A 24,117-nucleotide genomic window follows, 5' to 3' on the forward strand; every position below is an offset into this window, starting at 1 on the left:
AGTGTGTGAGTGATTTGCAAGTTGCAGTGTGATGAAGTGTATGTAGGTGTTTTGTTTTTATGGAGTGTTTGAGAATTGAGAAGCGGCACCCCCGGTTGGGGAGTGCCGCCTTTTTTTATGATTATCGGATTGGAGAAGGGAGGATGCGGGCGTTGTTTTGCAGTTGTTGTTGCTGCATCTGCTGCGGCACGTTGTTGCCGCTGTTGAAAGAGGCCTGAATGAATTGGTTGAAGTCTTGCAAGTGCGAGTCCATTTTGCCACCGCGGGAGATGTAGTGTTTGTAGCCGCTGAGCTTCTGAACCTGATCGACGTTCCCCGTGATGTAGACGTTTTTCACACCTTTGACGTTGGCGCGCACGATGTCTTCGATCTGCTTTTTCGTCGAGTCGTCGAGGTTCCCCGTAATCGTGCTGTACGGACCGTCATGCGTGTGCGCCGGGTCCATCCCTTCGGTCAGCATCTGATCCACGTTCATCCCCGCCGCCGACTTCGGGTTGTTCGCCGTACCATACGGCATGTCGTTCCAATTGTCCCCCGACTTGATCGCGGCATCCGGCGTGTGCTCCTTGCCAACGTTGATGACACCGACATACGCGTTGCCGTCATGTACCAAAACCGTCGCGTTGCGCAACCCGCTCGTGCTGTTCAATTTGTTGGAGATGTCCTGCCGTACTTGTACCCCGGCACTTTGGATATTCGCCCGCTGCGTATGGAGGGCGCCCGGTTGATCAAGGCTGTTCACATGCGCATTGTTCTTGGCCTTGTTGGTGCCACATCCCGCAAACCCCACCGCCAACGTAAGGGCCAGCACTGCGGTGCCGATTTTTTGCAAGGTTACCATCGTACTCCCCCCTTTTTTGAAGTAGATGCGCTCGGGGTTAGTGTGTCCGAAAATCTCTTGTGTAACAGAGAGTCGTGTGATATTCTTGCCTTAGATAGTTAGAGAATTGTCTAAACTTCGAAGGGTGTTGTTGCCAATGAATCAACCCTACTTGCAAGTGGACCATGTCAGCAAAAAATTCGGCACGCAACAAGTGCTGCACGATATGAATTTTACAGTCAATCGCGGCGAGATCGTCGGTCTGCTCGGGCCAAACGGTTCGGGCAAGACCACGATGATCCGCCTGCTCAACGGCGTCATCCTGCCCGACGGCGGAAGCATTCGCGTCGGAACGCACAACCCCGTCACCGACGGCGACCCCATCCGCCGCAAGAGCGGCATTCTGACCGAAGGGGCGGGTCTCTACCACGAACTGACAGGTATGCAGAACCTCGAATTTTTCGCCAAGCTCTACGGCGTTTGGGATAAAAAGCGCCTGCTCGACCTCTTGGAGCAGTTCGACCTCACGGCACACATGCACAAACTCGCCGGCACCTACTCGACCGGTATGAAAAAGCGCCTCGGTCTCGCCAAAGCCCTGCTGCACCGCCCGGAATTGCTGTTCCTCGACGAGCCGACCAACGGCCTCGACCCGGAAGGCATCCAACTGGTGATGAAGTACATCCGTGAACTGAACCGCACGGAGGGCACGACGATCTTGCTCTGCTCGCATGTGTTGCACCAGATTCAAGAGGTGTGCCATCAGTACATCTTCATGGAATCCGGTCGAGTGATTGAGCAAGGGACGAACCGCGAGATTGAGAGCAAGTATGTGACGGAGACCGTCTTGCGCGTGGAGACAGGACTGCAACCGACAGGCGATGTTTTTGCAGACGTGCCGGTGCGCCGCGTGGGCGAGCAGACGCTGGAGTTCCACCTGCCGAACAAGGACGGAATTTCCGCGTTGTTGCGGGCGATCTTGTTAGAGTCGTGGGTACACGAAGCGGTCATCACCAACCGCGATCTCGAAGCTCTGTACTTCAAAGTGAGGGGGGAGCAACATGAATAAGACGGCGGTCTGGGCGATTGCCCGCAAAGACATGCGCTCGATGACGTCCAACAAACAAATCTGGATCTCGATGATCGTCTTGCCGATCATCTTCGGTTTACTTTTCCCAACGGCTGCCGTGTTTTTGGGCAAGAACATGGATTTGAGTTCCGGCAAGAACGAGAGGATGTACCACAACCTCACGTCGAACATGCCGGATCAGTTGCAAGCGCTGCTGAACCTCAATCCGGGGATGTCGCCCAATGAGCAGATCGTGTACTTTTTCTTGAACTTCATGTGCCCGTCGTTCTTTCTGTTGATTCCGATGATCACCACGACGATGATCGCCGCGAATTCCATGGTCGGGGAGAAAGAGCGGCGCACGATGGAGAGTCTGCTGTTTGCGCCGATTACGGTGTTGGAACTGTTTTTGGGCAAGGTGTTGTCGGCGTTCATTCCGGCACTGGCGGTGTCGTTCGGGACGTTCCTCGGGTTCGCCGTGTTGGTCGATGCGTTGACGTACAACATGTTCCATACGTTGATCATCCCGAACGTTAACTGGCTGACTCTGATGTTCTGGGTGATTCCGACGATGACACTCTGCGTCATATTGTTCAACGTCCTGATCTCCGCACGGGTGAAAACGTTCCAAGCCGCGCAGAATCTCTCCGGTGTCATCGTGCTCCCCGTCGTCCTGTTGGTTGTCAGCAACGCCAGCGGACTTCTGCTGTTCGGCCCGCTCCCGATGCTGATCTTCGGCGGCGTTGTGCTTCTGCTCAGCCTGTTGTTCCTCACGCGAATTACGAAGTGGAACCAGCGGCATGTCTTGTTTGAAAAACAAATCCATTAAAGCATGGCTCAGAGAACCGGGAGGAGAACCGGTTCTTTTTTTGTTGACAGGATGGAAAAAGGCGGCATATAATCTAAACAAACGTTTTAAACATGTGTTTAGTTTCGGGGAGGGGACTTGGAAAATGGTTCGTACGTTACAATTGATGCTCAAACAAAAAACCACGATCGTCGGAATGGTGTTGCTGTTGTTCTTCCAATTGACGTTTGGGATCGTCTGGATGAACGCCTATGACGGGGTGTCGGATCGGATCAAGGATTTGAAAGTCGGAGTTGTCTCCGAGGACACGGCAATCGGCAAAACGGTCGCCGAACAACTGGTGAAAAAACTGCCCTTCCACATGGAGTCGGGCACTTCGATGGCAGAAGCCGCAGAAAAACTGAACGACCGCGACTGGAAAGTGGTCATTCACATCCCGTCCGACTACTCGGCAAACGTGCAAGATTCGAAAAAACAAGCGAACCTCGAAGTGCTCGTCAACGAATCGAACCCGCAAATGCTGAAAAGCATCGGTCAACAGGTATTGAGCCAAGTGACGGCGAATGTGAATACGGAAAGCACACAAAAGGCCGTGCAAGTTGCTTTGTCCGGACTGCATGTCCCGGAACAGCAAGCCACCTTGATGGCAGCGGGCGTTTCGAACCGCGTGTACGGTAGCTACAAATCGATCAACTCCGTCTCCAACTTCTCGTTCCAGATGGTGCCGATGATGTTGGTGCTGGCCTCTTATGTAGGCGCGATGTTGCTGTCGATGAACTTGAATGCTTCCGCGAACCAGATCGCACGGGAGACCACGCCGTGGCAACGCTTCTGGGCCCGTCAAGTGATCAATTTGACTGCTTCGGTGGTCGTGGCGGGAAGCGGGACGTTGACGTTGAACGTTTTCGGGCTGGACCCGGTTTTCGGTTTTGGCGAAGTGTTTGGCTTCCTGACCCTCACGTTGATCGCGTTTGTGGCAATGGCGCAGGCGTTTCTGTTCTTGTTTGGGGAAGCGGGCATGTTTTGCAACATCATCGCTCTGTCGTTGCAGTTGGTAACGTCCGGTGTGATGACGCCGCGCGAATTGCTCAGTTCGACGTTCCAAGCCCTCGGGGATTGGTTCCCGGCGACCTACGCGGCGACGGGGTACATGAACTTGCTGTTTGGCGGGAACGGTACGGCAGACGCGGTGGAAAAAGTATTGCTTGGCACCGTTGCCGCGCTGGTGCTGTCCATGATCGGCGTCGTCCTTCACAGCCAAGCGGCCAAGCGGAAAAATGTCATGGAAACAGAGACGAAGGTTGTGGGATAGATGAGTGAGGATGTAAAAGCCCGGATTCTCGCCGCGGCGAAGCATTTGTTCGCCCAAAAAGGATTCAAAGCGACGAGCATTCGGCAAATTTGTGATGAGGCAGGGGCCAACGTGGCTCTTGTCTCCTATCATTTTGGGGGCAAGGAGAAACTGCTCGAAGCCGTGTTCGACAACTTTTTCCCCGACGGGGTGGAGTATGCGCCGATGGAGGAGATGGAGAGCCCGGTGGATCGGCTGAAATTTTTGATTGAGCAATTTCTGACCTTGATGCGCAGGGACCCGGAAGTCACCAAAATGATCATGATGGAGATCAATGTAGGCTCCGAGCGGTTGAAGAGCATCCTCTCCCACACGCTGTCGTTCTGGAAGCGAATTCGGGATGAGATACAATCCGGCGTGGAACAGGGGGAGTTGGATGTACAATCGATCGATCAAGCGTTGGCGCAGGTGATGGGCGTCCTGATTCACCCGTTGCACGCCGGAGGTTTCGAACCTTTGATGGAGTCGTGGCCGCCGGATTTGGAAGTTGAAATTGCAGAGCGCACCCGATTTATTTTGCGAGGGTTGGGTGTACGTACGGAGGATTCGAAATGAGCGAACAACTGCGTGATGTGACGATCTACACCGACGGAGCGTGCTCCGGCAATCCGGGCCCGGGCGGTTGGGGCGCGGTTTTAATGTATGGAGAGCATTTGAAGGAAATCTCCGGCGGGGAGAAAGTCACGACGAACAACCAGATGGAGTTGCAAGCCGTCATTGAAGCTCTGAAGATGTTGAAATACCCGTGCAAAGTCGACGTGTACAGCGACAGTGCGTATGTCATCAACTGCTTCAAGGGAAGATGGTATGTAAATTGGGAAAAAAACGGCTGGGTCAACTCCAAAAAGGAACCCGTCTCCAACAAGGAACAATGGGTCGAGCTCCTCAAGCTCTTCCGCTTTCACAAAATCACATGGCACAAAGTCAAAGGCCACGCCGGCGACAAATGGAACGAGCGATGTGACGAATTGGCACGGGGAGCCGTCCCGCGCTAAGGCAGGAGGGTTGTGACATGACAGCAGAGCGGTATGAAATCGACAACGCCACCATACAACGATTGGCAGAGGAACTCGGCATCGACGGCATCGGTGTAACGACAGCCGACCCTTTTGAAGACACGAGGGAGCATCTGACGAACTACCGGGAATCCGGACATGAGTCGGGCTTCGAACATCCTGAGCTCGAAGAACGCGTCGACCCGCGCCTGACGTGGCCGAACGCCCAATCGATCATCGCCATCGCGCTGGCCTACCGCACGGAACAATACGTCGGCGCGAAAAAACCGGAGGGACTGCGCGGGCAGATGTCTGTCTATGCGTGGGGGATGGATTACCACCACGTCTTGAAACAGAAACTCGACCTCCTCGGGCAGCGCTTGCAAGAACTGCTAGGCAGACCCGTTGAAATCTACAACACCGTCGACACCGGCCCGCTGGTGGATCGCGCCGTGGCGCAACGATGCGGGATTGGCTGGCTCGGCAAAAACTGCTCGATCATTACCGAGTCGCACGGTTCCTGGGTTTTTCTCGGACAATTGGTGACCGATGTACGGATCGAACCAAACGAACCGTCACCGCCGCCGCAATGCGGAGATTGCCCCGACCTCTGCTTGAAGGCATGCCCCACAAAAGCGTTGGTCAACCCGTTCATGACCGATTCCAGCAAGTGCTTGTCCTACATCACGCAGATGAAGGGTTTCGTCCCCGAAGAGTATCGGGCGAAATTCGGTCGTAGATTGTGGGGCTGTGACACTTGTCAGGTCGTCTGTCCGAAGAACAAGGACGTGTCTTTTGGCACGACCATCGAGTTTCATCCCGAGCCGGAGTACGCGTTTCCCGATCTCATGCGCTTGCTCGACCTCTCCAACAAGCAGTTCCGCCGCGAGTACGGCACGTCGGCGGCGGCGTGGCGCGGGGCGAAAGTCATGCAGCGAAACGCGATCATTGCGCTTGGCAACATGCGGGAGACGCAGGCGATCCCGCGCTTGCTCCAACTGCTTCAAGAGGATGAACGCCCCGAGATTCGCGGCACCACCGCATGGGCGTTGAAAAAAATCGACCCCGACGCCACGCGCGAGGCCGTTTTTCAAGCGTATGAGCGTGAGCAACACCCCGAAGCCAAGCAAGAGATGCTGTGGGCCGTTCCCTAAGAAGGTACGTGTGAGTTAAGAGGAGGAGTTTTGAATGAAAGTGATCTCCGCATGTTTGATCGGCTGCCATTGCCGGTACGACGGAGGGAGCAAAACGGTCGATCCGTTTGTGAAAATGGTGGAGGACGGCGAGGCCGTTTTTGTCTGCCCGGAGCAGTTGGGCGGGTTGGCAACACCCAGACCTCCGGCGCAGATCGTGGGCGGTACGGGCGAAGACGTGCTGGATGGAAACGCCAAAGTTCTCACCGATGGCGGCGTGGATGTCACGGAGCAATTCATTCGCGGGGCCGAAGACGCCCTGCGCATGGCGAAGCTCGTCGGTGCTACAGAAGCGATTCTGAAGGAACGCAGTCCCTCGTGCGGCTCCACCCTGATCTATGACGGCACGTTCACCAAAGGCAAGCGCCCCGGACACGGTGTTACCGCCGCTTTGCTGGAACGTAACGGAATCAAGGTCTACTCCGAAGAGACCTACGAAGACAAGTAAAAGGAGTCCTGCCCACATGTACTTGCCATCCTTTGATCTTTCTGAAAAAACCGCTCTCGTCACGGGTGCCGGTCGCGGGATCGGACGTGCGCTTGCCATCGGCTTGGCAGAAGCGGGCGCCGATGTAGCGCTCGTCGCACGGACGGCTTCCGACTTGGAGGAAGTCGCAAGTGAAATCCGCGCTCTCGGACGCAACGCGTACCCGATCACGGCCGACCTGACAAAAAAAGACGACGTCACGCGCATCGTGCGCTCCGTCGTCGACCAAGCAGGCTCTGTAGACATCCTCGTCAACAATGCGGGCATGAACATCCGCTCGAAAGCGCTGGACGTTACCGAAGACGAGTGGGATACGATCATGCAGACCAACTTAAAGTCTGCGTTTCTCCTCTCACAAGCGGTTGCCCGCGAGATGAAAGAGTCCGGCGGCGGACGCATCATCAACATCGCCTCGGTTGGCGGAGCAGTGGCTCTGCGCACCGGAGTTGTCTATGGTGCGAGCAAAGCGGCCCTCCTGCACATGACCCGCATCCTCTCGCTTGAATGGGCGCAATACGGCATCCGCGTGAATGCGATCGGCCCGTGGTATTTCAAGACTCCGCTGACGGAGAAACTCCTCAACGACCCGCAATACCTCGGGGAAATCCTCGACCGCACGCCGATGAAACGCGTCGGAGAGCTGCCCGATCTCGTCGGCCCGATGGTGTTCCTCGCGTCGGATGCGTCCAACTACGTCACGGGGCAAGTGCTGCTCGTCGACGGCGGGATGAGCGTGTACGGGTTCTAATTCTCGACCTTGAATCGACTACCGCCGCATGCGTTCCACTTGCTGACCGAACGTTTTCAAAAACGCTTGTCGCTTCTCTTCTTCCGCTTCCGCCAGCTCGAAGTAGCCCATGTGATGCGGGTCGTGTCCGATGTCGTAGTGCTGGTAGGCGATCCGCCAGAACCGGTGCGGGAACATCAGCAATCCGTAGAGCAGGACATACTCTTGCACGGTCAGCAACCGCACGGAGTTGTAGTTGACCAAGCAATGGCGCAGCACGTCTTCCTCCCAGTCGGCTCGTTGCAGCGCGCGACGAACAAGATGGGCGAGGTCGAGCGTGCGCGGGCCGAACGTGCAGAAGTCGAGGTCGATCAAGCAAATCTGCCCGCTGGTGGTGTAGACCATGTTGTACGGTGTGAGGTCGAGGTGGCAAAGCGGCGGGTCATCCTCCTCATGAAGCAAGTGGGCGCGGACGCCGGGTCGTTTCATGATCGCCAGTGATTCGTCGCATTGCTTGATGTAGACGTCGACCATGCTGAGGTATTTTTTGTCCACGTCATCGGGGCGACTCTTGGCTCTGGCCCGATTTTTCCAGGAGACGAGCTCGTCCCGACGGTCTTGGAAACGATCGACGAGGTCGAAGATCATCGCAGGGCTGTACCCTTTGGGTTCGAAACCGCGCGAGGCTTCGTGAAACTCGGCGAGCGTCCTCGACGTCAACGCCAACTGCTGACGCGAACGGAAATCCACTTCCTGCCCGCGCACCCATTGGGTGGCGTAGTACGTTTCCCCGCCGACCTGCACATAGGGAAGGCCTTCGGTGGAGAGCAGAAACGGCGCATAGCGGGTGAACTTGCGCTCGTCGAGATATTGAAACGATTGGTGAAGGAACTGAACCTGTTTGGGGGTCAGTTCTGTTTTTTTGAGCGCGATCAGACCTTTGGATGTGCGCAGGCGCAACACAGGGCCGAAGGGCTCGCACTTGGTGGCGGTGATGCCGTATGCTTTCAGAGCCGCCGGAGAAAATCCATGTCGGCGGATCATCGAATGAACCGTGCTGAGAGAATCATCATGCTCCTGACCGAAGTCGCTCTTGCCGTGTGTGAGGGGGGCGTTGGTTTTGGGTTTGGTTTTTGGCTTGTGGGGAGAGGTTTGGGTGTGTGGACGTGAGCGACTGCCGGAGGAGGCGTCGCTTTTTTTCTTCTTGGATTTGGGTTTGAGAGGAACGCCGTCGGATGTGGACCAGGACCACCAGGAGGGCGGCTGACGCTTCTTGGGCTTCGAAGCGCCAGCCTCATCCTTTTTTCCGTCATCCTTGCCTTTTTGAGGTGGTTTGGGGACGTCTTTTGCCCACTTGGGCGGTTTGGTCAGTTCGCCCCAAAAGTGTTTGAAGACATCTCCCGGCTTGGTGTTGCTCGGTTTGTTGTTGTTGTCGTCAGCCACAGGATATCACCTCCACTGCCATACTATGCGGGAGGGAGGCTTGGCAGTGACAAGGCGTTTACTTGAGGTTTTCCGGGTTCAGACCTTGAAGTTCCGGGAGGACGAAGAGGCCGTCCTTGCGAATCAGCACGTCGTCGAACCAGATCTCGCCGCCGCCGTACTCCGGGCGTTGGATCAGCACGAGGTCCCAGTGGACGGAGGAACGATTGCCGTTGTCCGCTTGTTCATAGGCGTTGCCCGGCGTGAAGTGCAGAGAACCTGCGATCTTCTCGTCAAACAAGATGTCGTTCATCGGTTCGAGGACGTACGGGTTGAACCCGATGGCGAATTCGCCGATGTAGCGCGCCCCTTCGTCCGTGTCGAAGATTTCGTTGAGCTTCTCGGTGTCGTTGGCGGTCGCTTCCACGATCTTGCCGTCCTTGAAGACGAGACGGATGTTGTTGAACGTTTGACCGCGATACGGAGACGGGGTGTTGTACTGGATGACGCCGTTGACCGAATCTTTGATCGGGGCGGTGAAGCACTCGCCGTCCGGCACGTTGCGCTTGCCGTCCGCTTTGAGCGTGTTGATGTCCTTGATCGAGAACGTCAGGTCGGTGCCCGGAGAGACGATGCGCACGCGGTCGGTGCGGTCCATCAGTTCTTTGAGCGGGTTCATGGCACGGGACATTTTTGCATAGTCCAGCGTGCAGACGTTGAAGAAGAAATCCTCGAACTCTTCGGTCGAGACGTTCGCCGCCTGCGCCATCGCCTCGTTCGGGACGCGCACGAGCACCCATTTTTTCTTGACGCGGATATTGAAGTGAACGGGGATGCCGTATTTCTCCATGTAGAGGTTGGATTTCTCTGCGGGGATGCCTTTGGTTTCATTGATGTTGTGGAAATGCCCGACGCTTACGTAGGCATCCATCTGCTCCATCAACTGGCAGTCCAATTTCGCCATCAGTTCTACTTGTTCATCGGTCATGCCTTTGAGCAGTTCCCGATGGACGCGCATCACTTGATGTTTGACAAACGGAACGCCGCCCGCTGCATACGCTTGGCGCACCAGTTGGTTGGTCAGTTCCACTTCGCCGTCGGACGACTCGATCAGGATCTTCTCTCCCGGTTGCAGAGAGCAGGAATATTCAATCAAATTTTTCGCCAGTTGTTCCATACGCGGATCAGCCATGTTCGTAAATCCCCCTTGTACAAAAAAAGCAGGCTTCGTCGCAAGGACGAGCCTGCTATGTTTTTTTAGTATACCAAAAACTGTCGATTACGCGAGGGATTTCCACACTTCCAGTTTGGTACGGATGCGGCGAATGACTTCGTCGGTGAAGTCGGTGGTCGACGTGGAGCCACCGAGGTCGGCCGTGCGCACGCCGTCCACGATTGCTTCGAGGGTGGATTCGTAGATCGCGCGAGCTGCGGTGTCTGCTTCTTTGTCGCCGAAGAAGGTCAGCATCGAAGCGGCTGCGAGGATCATCGCCATCGGGTTCGCGACGTTTTTGCCGAACAGACCCGGTGCGGTGCCGTGCGGAGCTTCTGCCATGACGGTTGTAACCGCGTTGGTTTTGTCGTCGAACGCGAGCAGAATCGACTCGGAACCGGCGATGGTGCCGTACATTTGCAGAACGAGGTCGGACAGGCAGTCGCCGTCACGGTTCAGAGCCGGGATGACGAGCGGTTCGCCGGTGGTGTTCATCAGCAGCGCGTACGTTGCGTCGATCAGTTGCGGATCGTACTTCACACCCGGGAAGGCTTTGGCTGCTTGGTCCATTTCTTCCTTGAGCATGCCTTCATAAACCGGAGATACGGTGTATTTCGGGCCGCCGAAGACTTTCGCGTTCATCTTGCGCGCTTGTTGGAATGCGTATTCCGCAACTCCGCGGCAGACTTTGCGAGAGATTTTTTCCGTGCGGTATGCGTACTCGTCGAGGCCTTCGCCTTCGCGCCATTCCTTCGCGCCGTAAGCATCGTCAACCGCCATGCGGATGACGGAGATCGGTGCGTTGATGCCGGCAACCGGGTTGATGCCCGGGATGCGGCGGCCGGTGCGGACGATGACGGTGCCGTCGATGCCCTTGCGCAAGATCGCGTTCGGAGAGCCGACATCGCCGGAAACTTCCGGGGTGATGGTCGCAGCTTTGTAACCGAAGCCGTGTTCTTTCATTGCAGATGCTGCGTCGTGAACGACTTGGTTGTTGGTCGCACGGCGGTTTTCAAGCGAAAGGTCGAAGCGCAGGAATTCTACTTCTACGCCGGTCAGTGCCGGGTCGAGAACGCGAAGCCCTTCTTCGAGCAGTTCTTGACCGGTTTGGTCGCCTTCCATTACGACGATCGTTTTCTTTTCCATGATGTCACCTCATCTAAGTATCGAAAAAAGACAAAAAAGTAGGGAGGAGCATTCGCCCCCCCTTAGTGTTTGCAAAGCTGGGTCAAACCATTAGATCGCTTGTTTCTTGGTGTAGTTCAGGAGACCGCCTGCGAGGATGATGTCGATTTGACGGCCGGTCAGGTCGTGGGTCACGGTGAAGGTGGTGCCTTTGGTTACGTTCTTCACGGTGATCTCGTTGCCTGCTTGGATTTGCTCGGTCAGGTTGTCGATTGCAACTTCATCGCCTTGTGCGATGGTGTCGTAGTCGTTCTCGTTCACGAAGGTGAGCGGGAGGAGACCGAAGTTGATCAGGTTCGCACGGTGGATACGAGCGTAGGACTTCACGATGACAGCTTTCACGCCGAGGTACATCGGAGCGAGCGCTGCGTGTTCACGGGAAGAACCTTGGCCGTAGTTGTGGCCGCCGATGATAACGGATTTGCCGAGTTCTTTCGCGCGAGCCGGGAATTGCGGGTCAACGCGTACGTATACGTGTTCGGAAATCGCCGGGATGTTGGAACGAAGCGGCAGAACTTTTGCACCCGCCGGCATGATGTGGTCGGTGGTGATGTTGTCGCCGACTTTCAGAGATACCGGAGCGGTCAGAGCGTCAGCCAGGTCGGTGTTGACCGGAAGCGGCTTGATGTTCGGGCCACGGAGGACTTCAACGTCAGCCGGGTTTTCGGACGGTGCCAGCACCAGACGGTCGTCGACGAGGTATTGTTCCGGCAGTTCGATAACCGGGAATTCGCCGAGTTCGTTCGGGTCTGCGATGTAACCGAGAACAGCTGCAGCTGCGCAGGTTTCAACGGAAGCGAGGTAGACGCTTGCGTCTGCGGTGCCGGAACGGCCTTCGAAGTTACGGTTGAAGGAACGGACGGAGACAGCGCCGGAGGACGGAGCTTGACCCATACCGATGCACGGACCGCAAGCGGACTCGAGCAGACGTGCGCCGGCTGCGAGGATGTCAGCGAGTGCGCCGTTGCGAGCGATCATCTCGAAGACTTGCTTGGAACCCGGGGAGACAACGAGAGAAACGTTCGGGTGAACGGTTTTGCCTTTGAGAACGGCTGCCAGACGCATCAGGTCGGTGTAGGAAGAGTTGGTGCAAGAACCAACTGCAACTTGTTGAACCGGGATGCGCTTGTCAGCGAGGTCCTTAACAGCAACCACGTTGTCCGGGGAGTGCGGTTGAGCGACGTTCGGCTCAAGGGTGTTGAGGTCGATGATCAGCTCTTCGTCGTAGGTTGCGTCTGCATCAGCAGCCAGCGGAGCGAAGTCGCCGCCACGGCCTTGCTTTTCCAAGTAGACGCGGGTCGCTTCGTCAGACGGGAATATCGAGGTGGTTGCACCAAGTTCTGCGCCCATGTTGGTGATGGTTGCGCGCTCCGGAACGGAGAGGGAAGCAACGCCTTCGCCGGTGTACTCGATAACACGGCCAACGCCGCCCTTAACGGTCAGGTGACGGAGAACTTCGAGGATGATGTCCTTCGCAGCGGTCCACGGTTTGAGAGCGCCTTTGAGTTCAACTTTTACAACTTTCGGCATGTTCAGGTAGAACGCGCCGCCAGCCATTGCAACTGCGATGTCCAAGCCGCCCGCGCCCATTGCCAGGGAGCCCATGCCGCCTGCAGTCGGGGTGTGCGAGTCGGAACCAAGCAGGGTCTTGCCCGGCTTCGCGAAACGCTCGAGGTGAACTTGGTGGCAGATCCCGTTGCCCGGGCGGGAGAAGTGGATGCCGTGTTTCGCTGCAACAGTTTGCAGGAAGCGGTGGTCGTCCGCGTTCTCGAAGCCGGATTGCAGGGTGTTGTGGTCAACGTACGAAACGGAGAGTTCGGTTTTGACTTGCGGAACGCCCATTGCTTCGAATTGCAGGTACGCCATCGTACCGGTCGCATCTTGGGTCAGCGTTTGGTCGATGCGGATCGAAATTTCCTGACCTGCAACCATCTCGCCGGAAACGAGATGTGCTTCAATGATTTTCTGAGTTAAGTTCTTAGCCATCAGAAAAACCTCCTATAAAACCTAGTATCAGTTCTCTGCAATCTAGCGTCCCCCAAAGGACACATAGATGAACAGGAAAAACAAACTATGAGTAAAATTGCTAGTGGGCCAGCATCTTGGTCATGATGTCGGCCGATCGTCTGACTGCTTCGGTGTGAATCTTCAGCATGTCAGGGGTGAAACGGTCCACAGGGCCGGAAACCGAAAGCGCGGCGACGATGTCCCCTTGGCGGGAAAAAATCGGCGCGGCCACGGCGGCGGCACCCGGTTCGCGCTCCTCGATGGAGATCGCATACCCGAGGTTGCGAGTAGTTGCCAAGCTTTGCAAGAATTCCATTCGGCTGGATTCAGACGGGCAGCAATCGCGTACCAAGTCTTCAACCGGTTCCTTGGAGAAGGCGAGCAAAACTTTGCTTGAAGCTCCGACATGCAAGGGCAGTCGTTTGCCGATATTCGCCACGCGACGAACCGGTTGGTTACTCTCGACCGCTTGGATTCGGATGCGTTCCGTTCCAGAGCGGACATAGAGAGAAATCGTCTCGCCAATCTGATCACGCAAGCGCGTCATCTCAGGCAATACGATCGAAGAGAGTGCATCTGATTGGTACACATTGCTCACCAATTCCAGCACGCTCCAGCCCAGTCGGTACTTCTCAGTGGAAGAATGACGGCGAATGAAACCTTTGCTTTCGAGGGAGGCCAACAATCGATGCACAGTGCTCTTGTGTAACCCGAGGCGCTTCGAGATATCGGAGAGCCCGAGTTCAGCATCTGTGCCGGCGAAGCACAGCAAGATGTCCAGCGCTCGCTCAACGGCGCGCACTGTGCCTTTTTCCTGTTCCGCCATCTACCTCATCTCCCTCTGGAGGTGTTTCATACGGTGAAACCCTGTTTCATTACATAGTATATCATGCGTCTCCAACACAAGGGAACCCTTTTGTCAAAAAACATTCGAAAAGAGAAGCAAAATGGTTGTGTGCCCCGCATATAACTTTTTGAACGAGGAAGGGAGGGGCGTCTTATGTACAGACAAGAATGGTTGAAAACGGTCGAGGCATTTTTCCGTGAGAAAAATCGCGCCTGGTTGACGGGCGACGACGAGACGCTGCTTCATTTTTTGGCGGGGACGCCGGCAGACTGTCATTCGTGGCAAGATGTGCGGTCGATGCGCGATGCCAGACCTCTGCGCGAGGGTGTGCGTTTTCGCAAAGCGAAGACCTCGTTGCACATTCACTCCGCCGCGTGGAAGAGCGAGGGAGAACTCGCGGTGGTGGATGCGACGGAACACGTTCGCTTCTATTATGAGCAAGGAGATGATCTTCAACACGAAGAACGGGCTTTGCGACATCGATTGACCCTGCTTCCGTTTGGCGGAACTTGGCGGGTGTTACGAGACGAGACGGTGCGAGAGGTGGCGAAGCCGAACCTCCGGCCGGAAGACGCGGCCGACGCGCTTGCGTCGGTGGACGTTTTTCCCGAAGAACTGGAAGTGGAAGATCGTCAGCTTCGCGGGCGGTATGATCGCGTGCGGGCGTATCGCTATGCTGAATTGTGGTGGAACCGCTTCAACCCGGTTTTTAAACAGATGAAGGACAGCGACTGCACAAACTTCGTGTCACAAGTGCTCTACGCCGGCGGAGTCCCGCTCGTGCGCGGCAGTTCACGATCGAACGGGTGGTGGTACGACATCGGCAGTCACAATTGGAGTTATTCATGGGCGGTCGCCAATTCGCTCAAACTCGCATTGACCCGGCTCCTGCATGCCCAAGAAGTCGGCGACCCGCGTCAATTGAAGATTGGAGATGTGATTTGCTACGACTGGGACGGCGATGGAAGGTGGCAGCATAACACAGTTGTGGTCGGTTTCGACGGAGCCGGTCAACCGCTGGTCGATGCACACACCGTCGCAAGCCACATGCGCTTCTGGACGTACCGAGACAGCTATGCGTGGACGGCGAAAACAAAATATGCATTTTTCCACATTCCCGACCAATTCTAGACAAAAAATGAAGGGATTCTGACACACATGTCGAATGTAAAGTGTGGAAATCTTGAAGTGAGTTACACTCATTAACAGAGGGGAGGGGCTCATCGTGTTCGCCTCCAGAGTTATGTATGGCAGCCTCGGCTTCATGGTCGGTGCGCTGGTGGAAACCGCAGATAACTTCATCAATGGAGAAACTCGTGTGACGGTGTTTGTTCTCGAATTGATCGTGTTTGGTGTGCTCGGCATGATCTTCGGGTTGGTTCTGCATCGTTCTCGTGAGAACAACCGCCGGATCGTTCGCTCCTACCATACATCACTGGAAGCGTTGGCGAACGCCGTCGCGGCGAAGGACGACGAGACGAACGGACACTGCAAGCGCGTCGTTCAATACTCGATCCTCATCGGCCGTGAATTGGGCCTCGACAAGCACCTCATGCAGCAACTTGAATGGGGCGCACTTCTGCATGACATCGGCAAGATCGCCGTCCCGGACGCCATTTTGAAAAAACCGGGTGCGCTGACCGAGGAAGAATGGGTCGTCATGAGAGAACATCCGCAGATGGGCTATCTTATGGTCAAGAACATCGATTTCTTGAACGAAGGCGCAGACGTGGTGCTTCACCACCATGAGCGCATCGACGGACGCGGCTACCCGCATCAACTCAAGAGTGAACAGATTCCGTTGCTGGCCCGCATCTTTGCGGTCGCCGACACGTTCGACGCCATCACGTCCGACCGCCCGTATCGCAAGGCCCAATCGATCGAGCATGCCCGCGAAGAGATCGCGCGCCATATCGACACGCAGTTCTGTGTCGGTTGTGTCGAAGCGTTCTTGCGCATCGATTCCGCCGACTTGATCGCCGTGCAAGAGGCGGCCAAGATCCTCGATTACGAAGCGGTTCAATTGCAGAAACTCAAGCATATTTCATGATTGAAATTACTTGTATGTGAATGATATAGTTGTGGGAATATTCGAGGAACAACCTGTCTAGTTGCGGCAGGCTGTTCCTTTTTGTATGCTAGATACTTAGAGCATTACTTTTTTCAATAGTTCTTTCGTTCCGTTCTTGAAAAGGAGGACGTACTCTCATGCACATCGTCTTGGTTGAACCGGAAATTCCTGCAAATACCGGCAACATTTCGCGTACCTGTTCCTGCACCGGCATCACCTTGCATCTGGTGCGTCCACTCGGCTTTTCGGTGGACGATAAACAGTTGAAGCGGGCCGGTCTTGATTATTGGCATCTGTTGGACTTGCACTATCACGACTCTTTCGAGGAATTGCGGGCGAAGTATCCGAACGGCCGCTTTTTCTATGCGACCACAAAAGCGGAGAAAGCCCACACCGAATTTACATACGGTCCTGACGATTTCTTTGTATTTGGCAAGGAAACCAAAGGTTTGCCCGAAGAGCTGGTGATGGCAAACTTGGATACGGCGATTCGCATCCCGCTTCTGCCGGATGCCCGCTCGCTGAACCTCTCCAATGCGGTGGCCATCGTCGTCTATGAAGCATTGCGCCAACAAGGATTCCCCAATCTGATCTAAAAAGAGGCGAAATTCATGCATCCAGTCAAAACAATCCTGTTCGATCTCGATGGAACCTTGCTTCCGATGGACAACGACCACTTCACGCGCGGGTATTTTAAAAAGCTGGTGCCCAAAGTGGCGCACTTGTTGCCGCCGGAAACGTTTTTGGCGCAATTGATGAAATCGACCGAATTTATGGTCCGCAACAACGACCCGGAATTGACGAATGAACAAGCATTTAAAAAGGACTTTCTCGAAGCGGTTGGCAGCGTGAACGAAGATTTTTGGCCGGTTGTAGAAGGTTTTTACGCAGGTGAGTTCGGCGAGTTGGTCGAACTTTCGCAGCCGACCCCGCTCGCTCGCGAGATCGTGGAAGCCGCCGTGGCCAAAGGATATCGGGTGGTGCTTGCTACGAATCCGCTTTTCCCCCGTGCCGCGACAGAGCATCGCATGCGGTGGGCGAACGTTCAAGATCTTCCATTCGAATTGGTGACCACATACGAGAACAGTCATTTTTGCAAACCGAATCCAAATTACTATAAAGAAATCGTACAGAAAATCGGGACGTCCCCCGAAGACTGTATGATGGTCGGGAATGATGCCTTCGAAGATTTGATCGCAGGCACCCTCGGCATGCAAACGTATCTCGTAACCGACTGCCTCAAAGAAGGCGAAAAGCAACTTCCATTTACCCACAAAGGAACACTTGCTGATCTCTTGACGTTCGTACGTGACGAGTTACCGCACATCGGGTCGTAAAAAGTTCGGTCTACGGAACTCTTTTGGGGTATACAATGAATTAAGTGAGTTAATAATGATCGGGTAAAGGGACCTTTTTAATTAACTTCTAACTGAAACAGATAGTGATGATTGATCCACATCGAGAGGAGAGATTGTGATGCCAGCAACTCTTGGACAAAAAATAAAGGAATTACGCATTCAAAAAGGCTTGACGCAGAGCGACCTCGGCGCAGGCATGGTCACCCCGTCAATGATCTCGCAAATTGAGGCAGACAAAGCGAATCCGTCCCACAAACTCTTGCAGGCGATCGCAGAAAAATTGGAAACACCGATCGAGTACTTCCTGACCGACATGCAGATGCAAATCGAGCAGATCGCCACCTATAAAGTGGCGCGTTCGATGATGGAAGCCGGTGAGTTTGAACGAGCCGTGCCCATCCTCGAAGGGTTGATGGAAGATTCCGTGCCGCAATTGCACTCCGCGGAAATTCAATTCGACCTCGCCGAGTGTTTGCTGGAACAGGGCAAACTCGACGATGCGCTCGACGGGTTTGACAAAGTTCTGTCCTCGGCGACGACGCGCAAGGATCTCTACATGCAAATTCTCGCGCTCAAGCAGCTCGGCTATGTCGAAGAGAAGCGTCACAACTATCCGCTCGCGATCTACCACTGGCAGAAAGCGCTCGACCTGATGGCGAAAGTCGACGACCACGACCCGTTCCTCGCCGCCGAAATTCTCCGCCAATTGGGGAAAGTCTACGGCTACCTCGGGGAGAAAAACGACGCGCTTCAATCCTACGAGCGCGCACACAGCTACCTCGAATCCACCGCTTCCTTCCAAAAAATCGCGGATCTCTACCGCCGTCTGGGCGAATCGTTCCGTGAACAGGGCGATTTCGACCGTGCCAGCGAGTACGCGCAGCATTCCATCTCGCTCTACCGCGGGTTGAAGAACATCAAACTCGCGATCGAAGTCAAAGAAAACTTCGGCATCGTCAAGGGCGAAGACGGCAACGCGGACGAAGCGCTGCAAACCCTGGCCGCCTGCCTCGCCGAATACAAAGAGTACGGTTACACCGAGAAAGTCGCGCACACGCACGGTGAAATGGCGCGCATCTACCTCGCGAACCAAGACTACGCACAAGCGTCCAAGCATTGCGACGAAGCGTTGGAACTGCTCGCCGACACCTCGCTGGAACGCGGATTCGTCTTCCGCACCTACTCCACGATTTGCAAAGAGCAGAAGAAATTCGCTGAAGCGGTCGAGTTCATGGAGAAGTCGGTTAAAATCTTCGAGATCGCCGATCTCCCGCGTGAGATCGCCAAGTCGTACTCGATGCTTGGCGACATCTACAAAGAACAAGGCGACCTGCAAAAAGCGATTCATTCGCTGGAGCAAATGAAACGCGCGATGGAAAGCAACCTCAAAGAGCGCGGCATCGTCCTGTAAAACTTGAATAGTTTGGAAAAAGAGCCCGTATGCGGGCTCTTTTTTTATGTTAAAATAAGGTGTTGACACTGTGTCAGTGCATTGGTAGAATAGCCTAAGCAATGATTTTGTACTAAGCAGTCAGTTTATTCGTAAGTATACTTCGAAGGGAGGGATTCCTGTGGCAACGGTACATTTTGACAAAGTCGAGCTTCATGACAGACACAAACTGCTCTACAAGAACTTGTCGTTTACGCTGGAGAGCGGCCAGATGTGTGCTGTCTACGGCCCGTCACGCACGGGGAAGTCGTCGTTGCTCCTGCTGGCTTCCGGGCATTTGAAACCGGACAGCGGGCGCGTGTTGGTTGACGGCCAACCGCCTGTGCAAAAACGGGCCGGGGTCGGACCGATCCACGACCTCTCGCCGATGTTTGATACGTTGACAGTGGCAGAGGCGTTGCTGTTCCAAGCGCGTCTCTACGGCGTTCGTCAGGCAAAGGAACGGGTCAAGGAACTCGTCAACAAGTACGGCCTGCAGGAAGTCTGCAAATATCGGATTAAGGACGTCGGACATATCGAACAGTTTCGCGTCGGCTTGGTTTCCGCGTTGGTTCATCGTCCGACGATCGTCTTGATCGACGAACCGGAGCGCGGGTTGACCAATGAAGAATGGGAGTTGGCGTACCGCGACATGCGGGCGCTGGCAGACGAAGGGCACGCCGTGATCTTGACCACGGTGCTTTCCCAAGTGGCGGACTCGTGCGACCTGATCGTCTCTTTGCCGGATGGGGAGGTGACAACGCGATGAATACATTCTGGATTTTCCGTACGGAGATGCGCCGCTTGCTTCGTTCTCGACTCGGGCGTGCCGCGATGGTGGTCGGGATCATCATCCCGTTGCTCTACAGCGGCTTGTACCTCTATGCGTTCTGGGACCCGTACAACCAGATGGAGAACTACCCGGTCGCACTGGTCAACCTCGACCACGGCGGGGAGAAGGACGGCAAGCACGTTGACTATGGCAAGGAACTCGCCGACGAATTGGTCAAGGACAACGCCGTCGGTTGGAAAGTCGTTTCGGAGGAAGAAGCGAACAAAGGCTTAGAAGGCGAAGGCTATTATTTGAAAGTGACGATTCCGGCGACGTTCACCGAAGACGCGCTGTCCGTCACGGGAGATCAGCCCAAGCAAGCCGTGGTGCAGTTCACCCAGAACGAAGGGAAAAACTACATCGCTTCGACGATCTCCAAACGATTGGAAACTTCGTTGCGTGAGGAAGTCGGCAACAAGTTCTCCAAGGAATACTTCACCGGCATCTTCGACGTGATCGGGGACGCGGGCGACGGTCTCTCCAAAGCGGCAGACGGCGCCAACCAACTGGCAACCGGTGCGAGCGATCTGAACACCGGAGCTGCGAAACTGGCAGACGGAGCGAACCAAGTTCACACCGGCACCGTGCAAGCGGCGGACGGTTCGAAAAAACTCGCCGACGGCGCGGCCCAAGCTTCCGATGGCGCAGCGCAAGTGGCGAGCGGCTCTCAACTCCTCAACGACGGGCTGAAACAAGCCAACGGCGGAGCGACCAAACTGCAAGCAGGTGCCGATACGATCCAAGCGAAACTCGGCGACCTCTCGCAAGGGGCGCAAAAAATGGCACCGGGTCTGCAAACCGCCAACGACAATCTGACCAAGATTCAAGCGGGGCTTTCCAAAGCGGCAGGTCAAACCGGCGATCTGCAAGCCGGCCTGCAACAGATGCAAGGCTATCTCGGCACGGTCGATGCCAACGGCAACCTCTCTGGCTCGAACGAATCGGCTCTGAACTTGCTCGCCTCTCTTGCGAACCAGTACGGTTTTGCAAGCGACCCGCGTTATGCAGGTGCGGTGAAAGCGATCGGCGGTGTCTCCTCGAAACTCGGGACGACCTCCGCAACAGTTGGTCAAAGCAAAACCCAACTAGACGCTGCGGCCGGCGGTCTCGGCCAAATCGCAGAAGGGCAGAAGCAACTGATCGCGGGTCTCGGTCAGATCTCCGACGGCTCCAAGCAACTTCAAGCCGGGGCGGGTGATCTCTCCAAAGGTCTGCATGATCTGCAAGCCGGCACCGCGACAATGGCTGACAAATCAGGCGAACTCGCAGCAGGTGCCAAGAAAGTGGCAGACGGCAACGCCGCCCTTGCGACCGGCAGTCGCGATCTTGCGAGCGGTACGGGGCAACTCGTAACCGGCACTTCGCAACTTGCAGACGGCACGAAGCAATTGAATGAAGGCACGCAGAAACTGTCGGACGGCAGCAAGGAACTGGCAGGCAAGTTGACCGATGCGACGAAGGACAGCACGATCTCCAACCCGGATGTCAAAGCGGACGTCATGTCCAATCCGGTGAAAGTGGAGTCTACGCCGATTCATCCGGTCTCGACCTACGGCATGGGCTTTGCTTCGTACTTCATCCCGCTCTCCCTGTGGGTCGGGGCGGTCGTTCTGTTCTTCATGCTCTCCATGAAGGAATTCCGTTGGATGATGGCTCCGGTGTCTTCCACGTCCTTCGTGCTCGGGAAGTTCCTGACGCTCGGTGTGGTCGGCATCCTCTCCACCGTGGTTTCGGGTCTGGTCTTGACGCAAGGGCTCGGCCTACAGGTTCTGCACCCCGTGGAGTTCTACGCCATCATGGTGCTGCTCTCGTTTGAATCGATTGCGATCATCGGTTTCTTGATCGCACGACTCGGTTCGGGGGCGGGTCGCTTCTTGGCGATCCTCATCTTGATTCTGCAACTGACCTCTTCGGCGGGCACGTTCCCGATCGAGCTGGTTCCGAACTTCTTCAAAGCGATTCACCCGTACCTGCCGATGTCCTACGGCATCGAAGGTCTGCGCGCGATCATCGCGACGGGCGACCAGGCGCTGGTGCAGAAGGATATGCTCATCCTCGCCGGCATCACCGTCGTCGTGCTGATCCTGCACATCCTCACCACCCGCCGCACGCTCAAAGTCAGCGACTTGCATGACAAAGACGTACTGGCAGGCTAATACATGCGAACAAAAAAAGTCTCTGCACCCCTCGGGGAGCAGAGACTCTTTTTTTGCATCCATTACTTCACGAGACCGGCGAGCGCCATGCGTTTGAGATCGGAGAACAGTTGCTCTTCGTCGTACTCGCCCTTGCCAAGCAAGATGTGCAGGGACGCGATGGCCGCCATGCCGAACAGGGCGGACCCGGCGTTCTCGGCATTGACCGAGTGGAAGGTGTCAGCTTCGATGCCTTCGCGTACTACACCTTCGATGAGGGACATATAAGAACGTATCATTTTACGGAACTCGAGCTGTCGATCCTCCGCCCCCCACGACTCACGCAACAAGATGACGCAGAAATCGCGGTATTGGCCGAAGAAGGAGATCTGTTCACGCAAGATCAATTCGATCTTCTCGCGAGGGTGCATGTCGTCGAGCAGTTTCGACTCCACGCCGTCGCGGAGCATTTCCACGCCTTCCTCCACCAAGAACAGGAACAATTCCTCCTTGCTCTTGAAGTGGTAGTAGATGGTGCCTTTGGCGACGTTCGCGCGCGCTGCGATGTCATCCATCGTCGCTTTGTCGAAACCCTTCTCGGAAAACACATCGATGGCCGCCTGGAAGATCAAGCTGGTTTTGCTTTTGCGCAACAACATCACCTTCATTTACTATAAATTAGGTTAGATCACACATAGAGTCATAGTAGCACAAAAAGAAAGGGTTTTCAAATTCAACTCCATGCAACAGTCGACGAGATCTTGCATATCTATAGGATACGAACGGGACAATATTCATTCTAGTCAATCACAGTCTAGAAGTTTCAGAATTTTAAATCAATATTCTCTCCCAAGGTCTAGGGCAAGCCACTTTCCGAATAAAATGAACAAAACTCAGGCACCCGGCGTCAGGCTTGGGCACGGGCCCGAACGAAAAGGGGGATGATGACACATGGATTTCCTGAACCGTTTAACTGCTTACCGGGCTCAAGAGGAAAAGCTTCGGTGGGAAGGATCCTTTCTCGACTACCTGGAGGTCGTTCGCAAAAACCCCAGAATCGCCCAGACCTCTCACTCCCGAATCTACGACATGATCGCCTCCGCTGGGATCAAAACAGATGAAGCCGGGCGCAAAGAGTACCTGTTTTTCTCCAATGAACTGTATGGGTTGAATGACTCCATCGAGCGTTTGGTCGAAGAGTACTTCCACTCGGCGGCCCGCCGGTTGGACGTTCGCAAGCGGATCTTGCTCCTCATGGGGCCGGTCTCCGGCGGCAAATCGACACTCGTCACGATGTTGAAAAAAGGTTTGGAGCGATACTCCCGCACTGACGACGGCGCCCTGTTTGCGATCAAAGGCTGCCCGATGCACGAAGAGCCGCTGCACTTGATCCCCGACGATCTGCGAGCCGATTTCGAGAAGGAGATGGGCGTGCGCATCGAAGGCAACCTCTGCCCGCACTGCCGGATGCGGCTTGCGACCGAGTGGGGCGGCCAGATCGAGAATGTCACGGTCGAGCGCATCTTGCTCTCCGAAGACGAGCGTGTCGGCGTGGGTACGTTCTCCCCGTCCGACCCGAAATCGCAGGACATCGCCGATCTGACCGGCTCCATCGACTTCTCGACGATCGCCGAGTTTGGTTCGGAGTCCGACCCGCGCGCCTACCGTTTCGACGGTGAGTTGAATAAAGCCAACCGTGGCCTCATGGAGTTCCAAGAGATGCTCAAGTGCGACGAGAAATTCCTCTGGCACCTGCTCTCGCTGACCCAAGAGGGCAACTTCAAAGCCGGTCGTTTCGCGCTGATCTCCGCGGATGAATCGTCTGTGAAATGCTGTTACCAAAATATATGGGCAATTCAGTAAGAAAATGAATGCAGATACAAAAAAGCCGCGACATCAGGTCGCGGCTTTTTTGTAGGGAGATACCAGGTCCTCCACCAACAGGTTGGCGATGATTTGATGAAAATCTTGTTGAGTGTCTTTCTGATCATGAGTGCGTTCAGAACGAATGATCCACGTCGTACCAGTTGCGGACTGAAGCTGGATGCTTGCGTCTCTGTCCATCTGATCACCTCATGTGCGGGTTGGTACAACTTATTCAATCAGATCACAAGATATTTCCTGTAATACATGCCTTTAACAGTAACTAAACAGCTTTAAAAAGCATA

General features: G+C 55.3%; 23 protein-coding genes and 1 pseudogene. 16 read left to right on the plus strand and 8 right to left on the minus strand.

Annotated features, from left to right (window positions below):
• Positions 1-121 precede the first annotated feature (121 nt).
• Positions 122-841: a YhcN/YlaJ family sporulation lipoprotein gene (locus tag JJB07_RS05820; protein ID WP_201632094.1), complete on the minus strand. Its 720-nt coding sequence runs from the start codon at positions 839-841 to the stop codon at positions 122-124.
• Positions 842-977: 136 nt separating this feature from the next.
• On the opposite strand from JJB07_RS05820, the gene JJB07_RS05825 reads away from it, so the two are divergent.
• From JJB07_RS05825 to JJB07_RS05860, 8 genes are all read left to right on the plus strand, one after another.
• Positions 978-1,889: an ABC transporter ATP-binding protein gene (locus JJB07_RS05825; RefSeq protein ID WP_201632095.1), complete on the plus strand. Its 912-nt coding sequence runs from the start codon at positions 978-980 to the stop codon at positions 1,887-1,889.
• On the plus strand, positions 1,882-2,718 hold the full coding sequence (locus JJB07_RS05830; protein ID WP_201632097.1) for an ABC transporter permease subunit: 837 nt from the start codon (positions 1,882-1,884) through the stop codon (positions 2,716-2,718). The genes JJB07_RS05825 and JJB07_RS05830 overlap by 8 nt, the downstream gene beginning before the upstream one ends.
• A gap of 124 nt (positions 2,719-2,842) precedes the next feature.
• Complete coding sequence (locus JJB07_RS05835) at positions 2,843-4,009, plus strand: YhgE/Pip domain-containing protein (RefSeq protein WP_201632099.1); 1,167 nt, start codon at positions 2,843-2,845, stop codon at positions 4,007-4,009.
• Positions 4,010-4,603, plus strand: a complete 594-nt coding sequence (locus JJB07_RS05840; protein ID WP_201632101.1) for a TetR family transcriptional regulator — start codon at positions 4,010-4,012, stop codon at positions 4,601-4,603.
• Positions 4,604-4,611: 8 nt separating this feature from the next.
• Positions 4,612-5,043, plus strand: a complete 432-nt coding sequence (rnhA, locus tag JJB07_RS05845; protein ID WP_201632766.1) for a ribonuclease HI — start codon at positions 4,612-4,614, stop codon at positions 5,041-5,043.
• Between the two features lie 17 nt (positions 5,044-5,060).
• The gene (gene queG, locus JJB07_RS05850) at positions 5,061-6,197 is read left to right on the plus strand and encodes a tRNA epoxyqueuosine(34) reductase QueG (RefSeq protein WP_201632103.1); all 1,137 of its coding nucleotides are present in this window, start codon (positions 5,061-5,063) and stop codon (positions 6,195-6,197) included.
• A 34-nt stretch (positions 6,198-6,231) separates the two neighbouring features.
• A complete protein-coding gene (locus JJB07_RS05855; protein ID WP_201632106.1) occupies positions 6,232-6,684 on the plus strand; it encodes a 2-thiouracil desulfurase family protein in 453 nt (150 codons plus the stop codon).
• Positions 6,685-6,700: 16 nt separating this feature from the next.
• A complete protein-coding gene (locus JJB07_RS05860) occupies positions 6,701-7,471 on the plus strand; it encodes an SDR family NAD(P)-dependent oxidoreductase (RefSeq protein ID WP_201632109.1) in 771 nt (256 codons plus the stop codon).
• An 18-nt stretch (positions 7,472-7,489) separates the two neighbouring features.
• Here the strand turns inward: JJB07_RS05860 and JJB07_RS05865 are convergent, their stop codons facing one another.
• The 5 genes from JJB07_RS05865 to JJB07_RS05885 all read right to left on the minus strand — a co-directional run bounded on the left by JJB07_RS05865 (position 7,490) and on the right by JJB07_RS05885 (position 14,103).
• The gene (locus JJB07_RS05865) at positions 7,490-8,893 is read right to left on the minus strand and encodes a CotS family spore coat protein (RefSeq protein ID WP_201632112.1); all 1,404 of its coding nucleotides are present in this window, start codon (positions 8,891-8,893) and stop codon (positions 7,490-7,492) included.
• A gap of 58 nt (positions 8,894-8,951) precedes the next feature.
• Positions 8,952-10,064 carry an aminopeptidase gene (locus JJB07_RS05870; RefSeq protein ID WP_201632115.1) on the minus strand — a complete coding sequence of 371 codons (1,113 nt, stop codon included), beginning with the start codon at positions 10,062-10,064 and terminating at the stop codon, positions 8,952-8,954.
• 87 nt (positions 10,065-10,151) lie between these two features.
• Positions 10,152-11,231, minus strand: coding sequence for an isocitrate/isopropylmalate family dehydrogenase (locus tag JJB07_RS05875; protein WP_201632117.1), 1,080 nt, complete (start codon positions 11,229-11,231; stop codon positions 10,152-10,154).
• Between the two features lie 90 nt (positions 11,232-11,321).
• Positions 11,322-13,256: an aconitate hydratase gene (locus JJB07_RS05880; protein WP_201632122.1), complete on the minus strand. Its 1,935-nt coding sequence runs from the start codon at positions 13,254-13,256 to the stop codon at positions 11,322-11,324.
• Between the two features lie 100 nt (positions 13,257-13,356).
• Positions 13,357-14,103 carry an IclR family transcriptional regulator gene (locus JJB07_RS05885; protein ID WP_201632124.1) on the minus strand — a complete coding sequence of 249 codons (747 nt, stop codon included), beginning with the start codon at positions 14,101-14,103 and terminating at the stop codon, positions 13,357-13,359.
• A gap of 174 nt (positions 14,104-14,277) precedes the next feature.
• Here JJB07_RS05885 and JJB07_RS05890 point away from each other — a divergent pair, with 174 nt between their 5' ends.
• The 7 genes from JJB07_RS05890 to JJB07_RS05920 all read left to right on the plus strand — a co-directional run bounded on the left by JJB07_RS05890 (position 14,278) and on the right by JJB07_RS05920 (position 21,970).
• Positions 14,278-15,255, plus strand: a complete 978-nt coding sequence (locus JJB07_RS05890) for an amidase domain-containing protein (protein ID WP_201632127.1) — start codon at positions 14,278-14,280, stop codon at positions 15,253-15,255.
• 94 nt (positions 15,256-15,349) lie between these two features.
• Positions 15,350-16,174 carry an HD domain-containing phosphohydrolase gene (locus tag JJB07_RS05895; protein ID WP_201632130.1) on the plus strand — a complete coding sequence of 275 codons (825 nt, stop codon included), beginning with the start codon at positions 15,350-15,352 and terminating at the stop codon, positions 16,172-16,174.
• 158 nt (positions 16,175-16,332) lie between these two features.
• Complete coding sequence (gene trmL, locus JJB07_RS05900; protein ID WP_201632133.1) at positions 16,333-16,791, plus strand: tRNA (uridine(34)/cytosine(34)/5-carboxymethylaminomethyluridine(34)-2'-O)-methyltransferase TrmL; 459 nt, start codon at positions 16,333-16,335, stop codon at positions 16,789-16,791.
• A 15-nt stretch (positions 16,792-16,806) separates the two neighbouring features.
• Positions 16,807-17,532, plus strand: coding sequence for an HAD family hydrolase (locus JJB07_RS05905; protein ID WP_201632135.1), 726 nt, complete (start codon positions 16,807-16,809; stop codon positions 17,530-17,532).
• A gap of 139 nt (positions 17,533-17,671) precedes the next feature.
• The gene (locus tag JJB07_RS05910; RefSeq protein WP_201632138.1) at positions 17,672-18,964 is read left to right on the plus strand and encodes a helix-turn-helix domain-containing protein; all 1,293 of its coding nucleotides are present in this window, start codon (positions 17,672-17,674) and stop codon (positions 18,962-18,964) included.
• A gap of 160 nt (positions 18,965-19,124) precedes the next feature.
• Positions 19,125-19,751: an ATP-binding cassette domain-containing protein gene (locus tag JJB07_RS05915; RefSeq protein ID WP_201632141.1), complete on the plus strand. Its 627-nt coding sequence runs from the start codon at positions 19,125-19,127 to the stop codon at positions 19,749-19,751.
• Positions 19,748-21,970, plus strand: coding sequence for a YhgE/Pip domain-containing protein (locus JJB07_RS05920; protein ID WP_201632144.1), 2,223 nt, complete (start codon positions 19,748-19,750; stop codon positions 21,968-21,970). The genes JJB07_RS05915 and JJB07_RS05920 overlap by 4 nt, the downstream gene beginning before the upstream one ends.
• Positions 21,971-22,032: 62 nt before the next feature.
• On the opposite strand, the gene JJB07_RS05925 is transcribed toward JJB07_RS05920, so the two are convergent.
• Positions 22,033-22,602 (minus strand): TetR/AcrR family transcriptional regulator, encoded by a 570-nt coding sequence (locus JJB07_RS05925; RefSeq protein ID WP_201632146.1) that lies wholly within the window; start codon positions 22,600-22,602, stop codon positions 22,033-22,035.
• Between the two features lie 298 nt (positions 22,603-22,900).
• On the opposite strand from JJB07_RS05925, the pseudogene JJB07_RS05930 reads away from it, so the two are divergent.
• A pseudogene (locus JJB07_RS05930) lies at positions 22,901-23,776 on the plus strand (protein prkA); the annotation flags it as partial.
• A gap of 69 nt (positions 23,777-23,845) precedes the next feature.
• Here JJB07_RS05930 and JJB07_RS05935 read toward each other — a convergent pair.
• Positions 23,846-24,013, minus strand: a complete 168-nt coding sequence (locus JJB07_RS05935) for a hypothetical protein (protein ID WP_201632152.1) — start codon at positions 24,011-24,013, stop codon at positions 23,846-23,848.
• Positions 24,014-24,117 lie beyond the last annotated feature (104 nt).

Origin of the sequence: Tumebacillus amylolyticus (genome assembly GCF_016722965.1) — a bacterium.
Lineage (GTDB): Bacteria > Bacillota > Bacilli > Tumebacillales > Tumebacillaceae > Tumebacillus > Tumebacillus amylolyticus.

What these genes read in the sequence shown, in the direction of transcription:
- JJB07_RS05855 (WP_201632106.1), top strand. Translation starts at nt 6,232, where the DNA reads ATGAAAGTGATCTCCGCATGTTTGATCGGCTGCCATTGCCGGTACGAC.
- JJB07_RS05890 (WP_201632127.1), top strand. Translation starts at nt 14,278, where the DNA reads ATGTACAGACAAGAATGGTTGAAAACGGTCGAGGCATTTTTCCGTGAG.
- JJB07_RS05885 (WP_201632124.1), bottom strand. Translation starts at nt 14,103, where the DNA reads ATGGCGGAACAGGAAAAAGGCACAGTGCGCGCCGTTGAGCGAGCGCTG.
- JJB07_RS05840 (WP_201632101.1), top strand. Translation starts at nt 4,010, where the DNA reads ATGAGTGAGGATGTAAAAGCCCGGATTCTCGCCGCGGCGAAGCATTTG.
- JJB07_RS05830 (WP_201632097.1), top strand. Translation starts at nt 1,882, where the DNA reads ATGAATAAGACGGCGGTCTGGGCGATTGCCCGCAAAGACATGCGCTCG.
- JJB07_RS05920 (WP_201632144.1), top strand. Translation starts at nt 19,748, where the DNA reads ATGAATACATTCTGGATTTTCCGTACGGAGATGCGCCGCTTGCTTCGT.
- JJB07_RS05880 (WP_201632122.1), bottom strand. Translation starts at nt 13,256, where the DNA reads ATGGCTAAGAACTTAACTCAGAAAATCATTGAAGCACATCTCGTTTCC.
- JJB07_RS05905 (WP_201632135.1), top strand. Translation starts at nt 16,807, where the DNA reads ATGCATCCAGTCAAAACAATCCTGTTCGATCTCGATGGAACCTTGCTT.
- JJB07_RS05875 (WP_201632117.1), bottom strand. Translation starts at nt 11,231, where the DNA reads ATGGAAAAGAAAACGATCGTCGTAATGGAAGGCGACCAAACCGGTCAA.
- trmL (WP_201632133.1), top strand. Translation starts at nt 16,333, where the DNA reads ATGCACATCGTCTTGGTTGAACCGGAAATTCCTGCAAATACCGGCAAC.
- JJB07_RS05825 (WP_201632095.1), top strand. Translation starts at nt 978, where the DNA reads ATGAATCAACCCTACTTGCAAGTGGACCATGTCAGCAAAAAATTCGGC.
- JJB07_RS05860 (WP_201632109.1), top strand. Translation starts at nt 6,701, where the DNA reads ATGTACTTGCCATCCTTTGATCTTTCTGAAAAAACCGCTCTCGTCACG.
- JJB07_RS05835 (WP_201632099.1), top strand. Translation starts at nt 2,843, where the DNA reads ATGGTTCGTACGTTACAATTGATGCTCAAACAAAAAACCACGATCGTC.
- JJB07_RS05870 (WP_201632115.1), bottom strand. Translation starts at nt 10,064, where the DNA reads ATGGCTGATCCGCGTATGGAACAACTGGCGAAAAATTTGATTGAATAT.
- JJB07_RS05820 (WP_201632094.1), bottom strand. Translation starts at nt 841, where the DNA reads ATGGTAACCTTGCAAAAAATCGGCACCGCAGTGCTGGCCCTTACGTTG.
- JJB07_RS05910 (WP_201632138.1), top strand. Translation starts at nt 17,672, where the DNA reads ATGCCAGCAACTCTTGGACAAAAAATAAAGGAATTACGCATTCAAAAA.
- queG (WP_201632103.1), top strand. Translation starts at nt 5,061, where the DNA reads ATGACAGCAGAGCGGTATGAAATCGACAACGCCACCATACAACGATTG.
- JJB07_RS05935 (WP_201632152.1), bottom strand. Translation starts at nt 24,013, where the DNA reads ATGGACAGAGACGCAAGCATCCAGCTTCAGTCCGCAACTGGTACGACG.